The sequence below is a fragment of the Spirosoma sp. genome, assembly GCF_048594605.1.
Classification (GTDB): domain Bacteria; phylum Bacteroidota; class Bacteroidia; order Cytophagales; family Spirosomataceae; genus Spirosoma.
Genome location: NZ_JBMDWV010000050.1, coordinates 1 through 11,069 on the forward strand (window position 1 = coordinate 1; position 11,069 = coordinate 11,069).

At 42.3% G+C, this 11,069-nt stretch carries 11 protein-coding genes; 2 read left to right on the forward strand and 9 right to left on the reverse strand.

Annotated elements, in window-relative coordinates; genetic code table 11:
• A partial coding sequence (locus tag ACOJS8_RS02945) for a WG repeat-containing protein (RefSeq protein WP_420147038.1) occupies positions 1-1,125 on the forward strand: 1,125 nt, incomplete at its 5' end.
• A 150-nt stretch (positions 1,126-1,275) separates the two neighbouring features.
• Here the strand turns inward: ACOJS8_RS02945 and ACOJS8_RS02950 are convergent.
• The 9 genes from ACOJS8_RS02950 to ACOJS8_RS02990 all read right to left on the reverse strand — a co-directional run bounded on the left by ACOJS8_RS02950 (position 1,276) and on the right by ACOJS8_RS02990 (position 8,842).
• Positions 1,276-1,530, reverse strand: coding sequence for a helix-turn-helix domain-containing protein (locus tag ACOJS8_RS02950; RefSeq protein ID WP_420147039.1), 255 nt, complete (start codon positions 1,528-1,530; stop codon positions 1,276-1,278).
• Positions 1,531-1,677: 147 nt separating this feature from the next.
• Positions 1,678-2,481, reverse strand: a complete 804-nt coding sequence (locus ACOJS8_RS02955; protein WP_420147040.1) for a helix-turn-helix domain-containing protein — start codon at positions 2,479-2,481, stop codon at positions 1,678-1,680.
• A gap of 24 nt (positions 2,482-2,505) precedes the next feature.
• Positions 2,506-3,456: an SDR family oxidoreductase gene (locus ACOJS8_RS02960; protein WP_420147041.1), complete on the reverse strand. Its 951-nt coding sequence runs from the start codon at positions 3,454-3,456 to the stop codon at positions 2,506-2,508.
• Between the two features lie 14 nt (positions 3,457-3,470).
• On the reverse strand, positions 3,471-4,397 hold the full coding sequence (locus tag ACOJS8_RS02965) for an oxidoreductase (RefSeq protein WP_420147042.1): 927 nt from the start codon (positions 4,395-4,397) through the stop codon (positions 3,471-3,473).
• 270 nt (positions 4,398-4,667) lie between these two features.
• Complete coding sequence (locus ACOJS8_RS02970; RefSeq protein ID WP_420147043.1) at positions 4,668-5,084, reverse strand: hypothetical protein; 417 nt, start codon at positions 5,082-5,084, stop codon at positions 4,668-4,670.
• A 250-nt stretch (positions 5,085-5,334) separates the two neighbouring features.
• On the reverse strand, positions 5,335-6,006 hold the full coding sequence (locus tag ACOJS8_RS02975) for a succinate dehydrogenase cytochrome b subunit (protein ID WP_420147044.1): 672 nt from the start codon (positions 6,004-6,006) through the stop codon (positions 5,335-5,337).
• Between the two features lie 168 nt (positions 6,007-6,174).
• Positions 6,175-7,491, reverse strand: coding sequence for an NAD(P)/FAD-dependent oxidoreductase (locus ACOJS8_RS02980; protein ID WP_420147045.1), 1,317 nt, complete (start codon positions 7,489-7,491; stop codon positions 6,175-6,177).
• Positions 7,492-7,580: 89 nt separating this feature from the next.
• The gene (locus ACOJS8_RS02985; RefSeq protein WP_420147046.1) at positions 7,581-8,588 is read right to left on the reverse strand and encodes a hypothetical protein; all 1,008 of its coding nucleotides are present in this window, start codon (positions 8,586-8,588) and stop codon (positions 7,581-7,583) included.
• A 122-nt stretch (positions 8,589-8,710) separates the two neighbouring features.
• Positions 8,711-8,842 (reverse strand): hypothetical protein, encoded by a 132-nt coding sequence (locus ACOJS8_RS02990; RefSeq protein WP_420147047.1) that lies wholly within the window; start codon positions 8,840-8,842, stop codon positions 8,711-8,713.
• Between the two features lie 671 nt (positions 8,843-9,513).
• Here ACOJS8_RS02990 and ACOJS8_RS02995 point away from each other — a divergent pair.
• A partial coding sequence (locus ACOJS8_RS02995; RefSeq protein ID WP_420147048.1) for a tetratricopeptide repeat protein occupies positions 9,514-11,069 on the forward strand: 1,556 nt, incomplete at its 3' end.

The window sequence follows — 11,069 nt, forward strand, 5'->3', positions numbered from 1 at the left end:
CGAAAACTAAGTCCCGCTTATCGAGACATTGGGGACTTCGAAGAAGGGCTGGCCGAATTTGTGCCGATGCAGCTAAGTCCGCTAGGACATGGACTCCACGGCTTTATTGACAAACAGGGGAAGGTTATCGTTGAGCCTAAATACATCGCCACCGACCGGTTCCGCCAGGGCAAAACCTGGGTCATTTATCCCGCGGGCACCCACTACGGGCTTTCCTATATTGATAAGACCGGAAAAGAGGTGTACAAGATTCCTATCCAGCACTACGCAAAAGACTATCTGATCAAGGAGTCAACGATTGATCATACCTGTAACCACGACACAAAGGAAGATGTGCTGTGGTGGCGAAAGGGCGAATACTTTATTCTTAACTTCAATTTTACACCCTTTGTTACCGAGCAGATCCAGCGATCCAAACACGTTACTCCGTTTAAATACCAGGGTAAATTTGGCATCATCGACAGCAATTTGGTGCTGAAAGTTCCGGTGGCGCTCGATGCCATTGATGTCGATTACACCTATTCCGGTCAAGGCATGCAACGCGTGCAATATGGGAACAAGTACGGATACGTGAGTCCTCTAACGGGTGAACTGATCGTTCCTTTCGACTATACTGATACGCGCAAGCCAACGAACGGCCTCTTTTGGGTCAAGAAGAATAATAAATGGGGCTGTATAGACAAAACCGGCCAGCTGCGCATTCCCCATTTGTACGATGAAGCGACCGGCTTTACCGCCGAAGATCGGTCAGCGGTGGCCATCAATGGAAAATTCGGCCATATTGATAAGTCGGGCAAGGTGCGCACGCCGTTAACCTATGATTTTGCCTCGTATTATCAACATGGCCTCTCCATGGTACGTATGAAGGACAAATATGGCTTTATCGATACGACCAACCGGTTGATTATCCCCCTCATCTACGACGAAGCGTTCCCCTTCGACCGAGTAACGACAATCGTTGAACGCTACTGGCTTCGGTATGAACTTTCTCTGGATGGCACGGAGCAATTCATGGGCTTCTCCTACAAGCTGGATGCAGTATTGATTATCCTTGGCCTCCTGCTCTTTGTCTGGCTCAACAGTCTGTTTCTAAGGGTGATCAGTAAGTTTAGACCCGTTCGGTAGACGTGCTAAAACGGGTGATGAAACAGCATAGGCTCATCCGTGTCAAGAACCTTAATTGAAGGGTCGTTTAATAAATGTGAAACTCAGTTGACGTAACGATTAAAAAAACTTCGTTTAAGAAAGGTTAAATGAAATGTAAGTCGTTACCAACTAAGTTGTAGCGGTTGGATGTTGAACTGAGGGCCCAATTTCAACCCCTCGCTGGCGGAGGTACTTATATAGCGTTGTTTTGGAGATGGGTAACTCCCGAGCGATTTGTTGCCCCGAGAATTTATTCTCTTTATAGAGACTTTCGGCAAGTTGAGTTTTTTGCTCACCCGCTTTGGAAAGCCCCTTACGACGACCGAGTAATTGACCTCGTCGACGGGCGGAGGCTAAACCGGCCAGTGTCCGCTCCCGAATCACCTCCCGCTCATTATAAAAGCGATACTAAGCAATAATAAAGATTAAAATATAGAAAGAAACATTATTACAATGATATATCCTCACATTTACAGGTTGATCACTATTTTTCGTATATAAAAGGGGCCACAATCTTTAAAACTCTCCTCGTTACGGCCTGCCCAAATGCCTTGTACTTACTTCTGTTGGGGTTAATCCGAATTCTTTTTTGAAGGAAAACGAAAAATGAGATAAATCCTCAAAGCCTACCTCTAAATACACCTCACTTGGCCTTAGCTTTTGATTGCTAATTAAGAAAAAGGCCTCACCTAACCGTTTCTTTTTAAGCCAGTTACCTGGATTTGTGCCGAAAATTTTATGAAAGTCCCGCTTAAAGGCAGATAAGCTTCTTCCCGTCAGAAAGGCAAAACGGTCCAGACTGACATTGAACCGGAAATTTCGATTCATATAGGCTTCCAGATCAAGTTTGGCAGGAATACCTGCATTAAAAAAAATGTTGGCCAAATAGGGTTCAGACGTCATTAAAATCAGCAAAAGCTCTTCGCGCTTTATATCAGCAAACGTTTCATTAAGCTCCAGATCTCCGGTGTAATAGGGCTCCAGAGACTGAATATAGTTTTTAATAAGTTTGTTCTCGGCTACTAAAACAAATGAATCATTGATTGTTGTTGGCTGTACGTCAACCGGATGCCGCTCTAAAAATTTATTTAGGAAGGGTTCATCCAGCGTAATAATAATCTTTTCAAACGCGCCATCATCCTTATACTTTGTATACCGGACCAAATGGTTTTTCCGGGCGATTACTGTATCGCCCGGATTTAGTTGATAATGTTTATAACCATCAAAAGCCTTCATCGACCCTTTCAGCAGATATAAAAAAAAATGCTCCGCTATAAACTGCTCGGGTGATATCTCCGGGCCTAAATGACAAGATTGTATGTTTGTTACTTTCAATGTTATCCGTAAAATTTTTACTTATTACGCCAAGCTATCTACGCTTGCTAAAATAGCAATTTCTTTACTTCTAGGCTTCCAATCCAATGTTTGTACGGCTTTCTGGTTGCTTATTTGCGTATAAAACTGCTCATCCGTTGGCTGCATAGCGGCAATGTTTACGGCCAATGCTGCTCGCTCTTTCTTCAGTAATTCCGCTATATCGTAAAAACTCATCACCCCATCGGACGTAGCCAGAAAGCGTTGTCCCTTAGCCTCGGGACGTAGCATAGCCTTGATATGAATATCAGCCACATCGCGCACATCCACTACGCCAAATGTAAAAGTCGGGCTTTCGGTGATGGTGCCATTGATGATTGCTCTAACGAGATCAATTGAAGCCGATGAAATAGACCCAATAACGGGCCCGAAAATGCCCACAGGGTTAATAACGGTCAACTCCATCGTACCGCCTTCTGCTTCCATAAATTGCCAGGCTGCTTTTTCGGCCACAGTTTTTGATTTGATGTAGGCCATGATGGGTGCTTTTTCATCGGTCCAATCGGCTTCGGTAAAGACGTGATTGCTAGGCTCTCTACCATATCCAATGGCGGCAAAAGAAGAGGTAAGCACAACCCGCTCTACACCAGCCTCTTTAGAGGCTCTCAACACCCGTAAGGCTCCATCGCGGGCAGGAACGATGAGTTCATTCTCGTCTTTCGGTTCCTGGGCAGGAAATGGTGAGGCAATGTGCAGCACATAGTTGCAATGGGCCACGGCCTCTTCCCAGCCTGCGTCTGCCGTTAACTCGGCTTCGTGGAAAGACAGGTTGGTAAAGTCAATTATGCCTGCTTCGGTGAGCGCCTGAATGATGGTGTCTTTCTTAGACAAAGAGCGAAGGGTGGTCTTGACTACATAGCCTTGCTGTAGAAGTTGCAGAATGGTGTGGATGCCTACAAACCCGGTTCCACCGGTTACCAGAACTGTTGCATTCATGAAGATAGTCTCTATTAAACGGGAAAGTTGATTTGTGTTATTGATTCGGCATAATCCCAGAGTTGTTTGGCTAAAGCTTTATCATTCATAGCCGGTGTAGAATGGTTCGAGCGTGCCGGATAACCCGCGTATTCTTTATCGCCATCGGGGCCGTAAAATTCACCGCCTTTGACGGAGGCATCCGTGGCGGCAAAAAGGGTGGGCAGGGCGCCTTGCCAGGGTTCCATCACGTCGTCAAACTGGGCAAACAAACCCGTTAATTCCTCCTGGGGAATATGCCTTTGCAAGTCAGTGCGGGTAACACCGGGATGGGCCGCGACAGAAAGTATATCACTTTGAACAGCCTTTAATCGCCTGTCTAATTCGTAGGTGAACAGAATATCAGCCAGTTTGCTTACGGCATATTCGCGCCATGGGTCGTAGGGCTGCTCTAATTGCAGGTTATTAAAGTCGATACCAGATGCACGCGTTGCGGCTCCACTGGAAAGGGTTACCACTCTTGCCTTCGGCGTATTTTTCAACAAGGGAAACAGATGCCCGGTTAAAGCAAAATGGCCAAGGAAATTCACGCCGAATTGTAATTCAAATCCATCGTCGGTTTTTGATGGCGGGGGAATCATAACCCCAGCATTATTCACGAGGATATCCAGTTTTTGATGATGACGTTTAAATTCATCGGCGAACCTTTTTACCTGATCAAGATTAGCAAGATTAAGTAAGCCCATTTCCAGATTACCCTTTCCAAACGAGGTCTGCCCAATTTGCTCTATAGCAATTTTGGCTTTATGGGCATCCCGAACCGCAATGGTCACAATAGCTCCTGCCTCAAACAATGCTTTGGCCGTCTGATAGCCGATACCAGTATTAGCACCGGTTACAATAGCTGTTTTGCCTGACAAATCAGGTATGTTTTCTGTTGTCCACATATTTACTGGTTGCATTTTCATTGCAAAATTCTACCGTAGCTGTTGACAGAGCTTTGCTGTGAAGTCCAATTTTTGTTTGTTGAGAAGGTCCGCTCTTTAAAAAATTTGGTATTGTTCGGATACCCGATCTGAAGTTACCAGCGGGGCATTTTTTGATTTAGTGATCAGGATACTGACGGCCAGCGTATTGTTGTCGTTGACGAAAGCAGTATTTCCTATACGTCTTCAACTATGAGATCAAAATGAACTAGCTAGCTTAAACAGTAGCCGTTAATTTTTTAAGTATCAAAATATACGTGCAGGTCTCATAGAGGTCCAAAACAGAATTAAACCTGGGATGAAAGCTACCAGGAATAGGGAAGAAATGCCTAAAAATCGATCCAAAGCGGTCGGAAACATGTGCATATGGGCAAAATGATAGACAAAATGGGGCGTGCTAAAAACCAGATTTGAATAAGCCATTAAGCGTACTGTCTTTATGTCACTGTCGAGGATAGCAAAAACAGATAAAGAAGTTAAGCCACAAAAAAAAGCGCCAACATCTCGAATAAGGTGTTCATTATAAGGCCCGTAAATGTCTATCCAATGAAACCCGAAACCGGGGAAGCTAGTATGAAATTCATGGGGGAAGAATAACGCCCATATGCCGGAAACTCCGTTGATTACCAATAAAAAGTAATTCGAACCTTGTACTTTGTTCATAATTGAGGATACAATAAATGGTTAATCTTTACGATACTTAGTTTTTGACAAAGCCGTCTAACAGAGATTTTAGACTGCATCATCATTTCGTTCTAGTGAAGTAGCTAGGATTCACTAAAAATCTGGTTGGCTATATGCAATAGATGAATTCGAGCTGAATTCAAGTTATTCATGGAGTGAATAGTAAGCGTCAGATTTTACGGAAAATCACCAGGTTTACGTAATAGTAGCTTTCAGGACGCTTCAAAATCTACCGAATTAGGTTTAAGTAAATAGAAACAGGCATCATCGCCAGTAGTAGCGGTACTAACACTGAAAAGGAAACGCCTATAAAGGTGATTACACCATTATACTTAACATGACTCAACCCTAACGATTGAAACGAGCTTCTGAAACCATGTAATAGATGCCAGAACAGTGAAAAACAGCCAAACAAATAAATAAGTACTTCGACTGGATTATGGAACTTAGACAACATCATCTCATAGAGCGGTAGCTCTTCTCCATATAAAAACTGATTCGTTCGATTGGGAATCCAGAAATTCCGGGTATGGATCACTAGAAATAAGAGGATAAGCGTACCTAAAAGGGTCATACTTCGACTGTACCAGCTACTATTCGCTGCCTGTTTGTTCACATAATACCGGACTGGCCGGGCATTCTTATTTTGCCTCCAAAGTAACAATCCCTGAATTATATGAAGGATAAAAACGGCGACCAAAACAACTTCAATTGTGCGGATTATCAGGTTCGTTGCCATAAAATGAGCCCAATGCGTAAACAGTTTGCCTCCGTCATTGAAAAAGATCATGGCATTAATCGATGTATGGACAATTAAGAAACTAATTAAAAAGAGCCCCGATGTGGCCATGAGAATTTTCTTCCCAATAGAGCTAGTTAAAAACGAGGTGAACCAATTCATGTTTAGTGAGAAAAATGGAGGTAATAAGTAGTATAAACGGTTACGGAGAATAGGCTCCAGACCAGAATTAAGCAACAGTCTCAAATAAATTGGTGTAGAGTAAAAGCAATGTCCATTTAAGCAGAAATGACGAACGGATATATGTATACGTAATTCGAAAAACTGACCTTACGCGGTTGTAGAAATGGGCTTTTCCGATGCAACCTTGTTCTCTTGGTTTTCAGACCGAAAGATCATTCGAAGGACTTGATCACACGTTAAATAGGCGACGATCCAGTTGTAGAGCGTTTTTATCTTGTTATTGTAGTTGACTAACGAGATCAAATGGATAAATAACCAGCTAAGCAATCCTAGCAGGCCACCGAAGTGTACTTTGTGTTTAAAGAGGTCAGCGAGGGCAGTCTTTCGGCCAATAATAGCCATGTCCCCGCGATCAAAGTAAACAAACGGGATTGGAGCTTGATTGCGGTGAATTCGTATAAGATTTCGGGCTAATTGTTTTCCCTGTTGTATAGCAGGCTGGGCTAATTGGGGATGCCCATTTGGATAAGCATTATCGCCAAACTGAATGCTAATATCTCCGATTGCGTAAATATTTGTATACCCCTCAACCCGATTAAAGGAGTCTGTAATCAGGCGATTGCTCTTCTTCCTGCTGTTTTGATCCAAGCCTGGAAACGAATTGGCCGTAACCCCGGCTGCCCAAATAAGGGTTCGGGCTTTTATACTACTGCCATCTGAGAGTTGTACGGTATCCTTCTCAAAGCTGACCACCCGAGTGTTTAGTTTGATATGTACCTGTTCCTGACGTAGAGCTTGAAACGCATCTTTATGGGATTGATTGCTCATGGGTGCGAGCAGATTTGGCGACCCTTCGATCAGATAGATTTCGGCAGAGGCCTTTTTTAAATTAGGGTAGTCCTCACCCAATATATACCGCTTCAATTCGGCGAGCATACCAGCCAGTTCTACCCCAGTAGGTCCACCACCTGCTATGACCATCGTTAATAACATCTTGCGTTTATCAGGGTCGCTCTCAAGAGACGCCTGCTCAAAGGTTTTAATTAATTCATTTCGCATAAACAGGGCATCATCAATCCCTTTTAAGCTAAATGCATTAGCCTGAATACTAGCATTACCAAAGTAATTGGTTTTTGATCCGGCAGACAGGACCAGAATATCATAGGTTATTTCAGTATGGTCGTTAAGAACTAGGCTGTTGCTTTCTGGTACAATGTCTACCAATGCTGCCATCCGATAGATTACATTCTTGTGATGGAACAATTTTCGGAATGGGTAACTGATGCTGGATGGTTCCAGAAAACCAGTAGCAACCTGATACAACAGGGGTGTAAAGTAATTATAGTTGTTTTTGTCAATCAGGGTGATAGTATACCCTGAATAACCCATTATTTTTTGAATAAAATTTAGACCGGAAAAACCACCCCCAACAACGACTATATGTTTTTTACCTGCTTGTCTCATTCTTGTCTTTCTATTTTCGTGCAAACATTAGATTCACAGTTAATTTATGTCTGTAATGCGCTGTAAATCAATAAGCTATTTCGTATCGTTTATTGGTATAAGTACATAGACTCTGGTTTTTGAAGATCCTCAATCCACCGATCAATGTAAACCAGTAAATCCCGACGTGCCGGACTCGCATTCAATTCTCCTGTACTGCCAAAGACAATCAGCCCAAGTGCGATACAATGAGCCACATCTAGCTGAAAGAGTAGCCCAATGCAATATCCCGCGATAAAGTTTTGACGGGCATCTGGTGCTAATTCAAGAGATTGCGGTACCCGTTGTCTTACCAGTACAAAATGTTCATTTTTACTCAGGACAATTGCTTCATTTGCTGAATAGATAAGCAAACGCGTAATGGACATTGTTCTATACAGGGAGATATACTTCCGTTTAAGATCCAGAAATGTATCTTCCATCCTGGCAGTATCGCCGTGAAAGCCATTAAATATTTTCCAAAGATTGAGGGCTTCTTCTTCGTCCAGGGCTAACGTAACCTGTCCATAGGTTGAGAAGCTGCTTATGATGTCTACCGCTTCATCTACCTGAAAAGTAAGTTTGTGTTGTGGATCGCCTAAGTAGAAAATGAATTCCAGATCATATTTCTGAATGGGTTTAATGACATCAAACAGAAACCCAGTCCATAAATCAGATGCGCCTACGAGTCTGGACCAGTCGTCAAACGCAATTATTCGGCAATTTTTGAATAAAGCTTGTAGTTCATTGATGAGTGCGTCATTTCGTAAATAGTGCCAACTATATGGCTCACTGGCAATTTGGGACGTGTCAAAATCAAACTTATCCAGTTTCGATAAATCGTGTGGCTTATTTAACGTAATACTCCTGATACCTAGAAACTGGAGGATGTTAGGCAGAACCTGTTCAGTAATGCCAAACATGTCCATCTGCGAGCTAGCCCGAAATGGAATTGTTGTATGCAGTGCCCGTAACCGATCCAAATAAACGTTCCCCGCTCCGTTCAGCGTTTGAATTTTTGATTGCAACTCGGTCAAAATAGGTCTTACATTGACCACTTCTAAATCGAATATTTCCATGATTGAAAACTCATTTATAGGGTATTCTTTCCGCCTAATTTCATCCAGATAGGAGTTGTAAACTGTCCTGATAAAATAAATTTTCCCTGATTAGGGCGCGCTTAGAGTTTAGTAATATGGATTCACAAATTCATGCCATCCAGCAGTGAGCCAGGCTGATCATTCATGCGTAGGGAGTCATCCAGAAATTCATCTCCTTCCGATAAACCGTCCTCCGAGTGAGGTAAACCGCGATGCCCTTCAGAGTTTGACATTGCACGGTCCCCTAGATTATCTGGATCTGCTTCTAATTCAAAGAAATTGAAGTTCATATTCGTAGTTTTTTTAAATTAAGAATGTAGCACTCACTAATTCTATTAGCAGACGACCTTGACAAGCAGTTTACCTGAGTGAAATGAATAGGAAGATTCGGTCCGGCATTTCCTTTGGCTATAGTATTTCCAAAGCGTGTGCCATAGTTGGTATTCTTCAGAAAATGCCTATTTGAGCCCAAATGGCCATTTTCTGAGAAGTAGAATTGGTTTGGATCTTTGTGTATATCCAAAACTGGGCATATATCCAGAATTCTGGAGGATAGGATAATGAGAGTTAGCTGAACAGGGTGAGTATACCCTTCGACAATGCTTAGTGTCTCCTGAATTCTAGACCTTCGATAATCGTTTTATCGAATGATTGTTTGAAATGACCTAATTTTATCCATCGAGTTCTACTCAACCTCAGTAGAAGATTGATTAGCCGTCGTTGGTAAACAGGGTACCCATACGACTCGGTAATTCTTTTACCCTGTGGTAGAAGGCGTTGTCTTCTCAGCTAGTGTTTAACTATGCAAAGGCTTATCATTCTGGTTATTCTGAGTTTACTAAGTAGACTTATTTATGCTCAGCATGCCAAACCATCCGATGTGTCTGCCAAACGGATTGTACCCATGACTGATACGCAGCATGTGAATAAACTGCTTAAGACAAGTTGGCTATATATTTTTAAGCCTCAGGAACTGAACCATGATTTGGACACCGCGCTTGTTATGCTCCGTCAGGCGCAGGAATTGAGTAACCGCTTGGCCTATCCTCGAGGGTTAGGCATGGTAAATTATGGTTTTTTTCTGGTCTTACTTGAGAAAGGAGACCATACAAGGGCCAATCAATACGCCCAACGTGCCATATCTATTTTTACGACAGCACACTGTTGGCAGGAACTAGGTGACCTTTACCTGGATATGACTCGCTTCTACACCCTGGAACGGGATGAATTACCCGAACGGGTGGCACTTTATCAAAAAGCGCTTAATAACTATAAGTTGGCTGGTAATATATACAAGCAGGGGGATGTGTATAAAGAATTAGCCGATCACCATCAGATTCAGGAGAACTATGCACGTTCATTAGTTGAACTTCATAATGCATTAACCCTTTATCGGCAAGCGAACCGTTCTAATTTAGAGCGGATTTATGATTTACTGGGTTTTGTGTCTGGAAAATTAGGGGATTATAAGGAAGCCCTAAGCTATGGATACTTAGCCATTAAAACAGCTGAAAATCAGCATGATTCTACACTTCAACTTTGTACGATTCATAATCGATTAGGCTTAGTATACCATGCTTTGGGACAATATAAAGAGGCAAATATTCAGTACCAGACAGCCTTACAAATTGCCTTAAAGCATAAACAGAACGCTTATATCCTTAATGTTTCAGGGAATATTGCTCAATTACTTCTCCAACAAGGAAAACCTGGTCAAGCGCTACGTTTTTTTACCAGAATGAGTACGCAATACCCTCCGCTATCTACTGAAAGCAGACTTGTCATTGCCCTCCATTTATTGAATATCTATTCTGATCTGAATCAAGTTGACAAAGCGCAATTTTATTGCGATCAACTATTAGACTTATTGGCTAAAAAGGGAAATGGAAGTGTAGAATTATCGGCGATTTATGAAGCTGCAATTCGTTTTCTGATCAAAAGTAACCAGTATAGAGCAGCCTTAACCTATTTAAAAATTAACCAGGAAAGAGGTCAACGAACTGGTTCAACAACAGGTTTGAGTAAAAACCATTTTTTATGGTTTAAGCTAGATTCGCTCATGGCCAATTACCCAGCTGCCATCCGACACTACCAGCAGTATGAATCGCTTCAGGACTCCCTGCTGAATCTGACCAAAAGTCGACATATCGCTCAATTGGAGATTCAATTTGAAACCCAAAAAAAAGATCAGGATCTACGACTTAAACAACCTAATATTCAATTGCTCACTAAACAAAGTCAACTTCAACAAAATCAATTAGAACAGACAACTCTGCTGAAAAATGGGACGATTGCGTTTACAGTTCTATTGGTTCTCCTATTAGGTGTAGGGTATAGTCGATACCAAATCAAGCAGCGAAGTAATACCTTGCTAGAGGAAAAGCAGATCGAGATCAATCGCAAAAATCAAGAACTGGAACACAACTTAATTGAAAAGGAAAAAATTTTGACAGACAAAGA

Excerpts from the sequence above, each read along its gene's own strand:
- ACOJS8_RS02975 (WP_420147044.1), bottom strand. The coding sequence starts at position 6,006 with ATGAATTGGTTCACCTCGTTTTTAACTAGCTCTATTGGGAAGAAAATT.
- ACOJS8_RS02990 (WP_420147047.1), bottom strand. The coding sequence starts at position 8,842 with ATGTCAAACTCTGAAGGGCATCGCGGTTTACCTCACTCGGAGGACGGT.
- ACOJS8_RS02970 (WP_420147043.1), bottom strand. The coding sequence starts at position 5,084 with ATGAACAAAGTACAAGGTTCGAATTACTTTTTATTGGTAATCAACGGA.
- ACOJS8_RS02980 (WP_420147045.1), bottom strand. The coding sequence starts at position 7,491 with ATGAGACAAGCAGGTAAAAAACATATAGTCGTTGTTGGGGGTGGTTTT.
- ACOJS8_RS02985 (WP_420147046.1), bottom strand. The coding sequence starts at position 8,588 with ATGGAAATATTCGATTTAGAAGTGGTCAATGTAAGACCTATTTTGACC.
- ACOJS8_RS02960 (WP_420147041.1), bottom strand. The coding sequence starts at position 3,456 with ATGAATGCAACAGTTCTGGTAACCGGTGGAACCGGGTTTGTAGGCATC.
- ACOJS8_RS02965 (WP_420147042.1), bottom strand. The coding sequence starts at position 4,397 with ATGCAACCAGTAAATATGTGGACAACAGAAAACATACCTGATTTGTCA.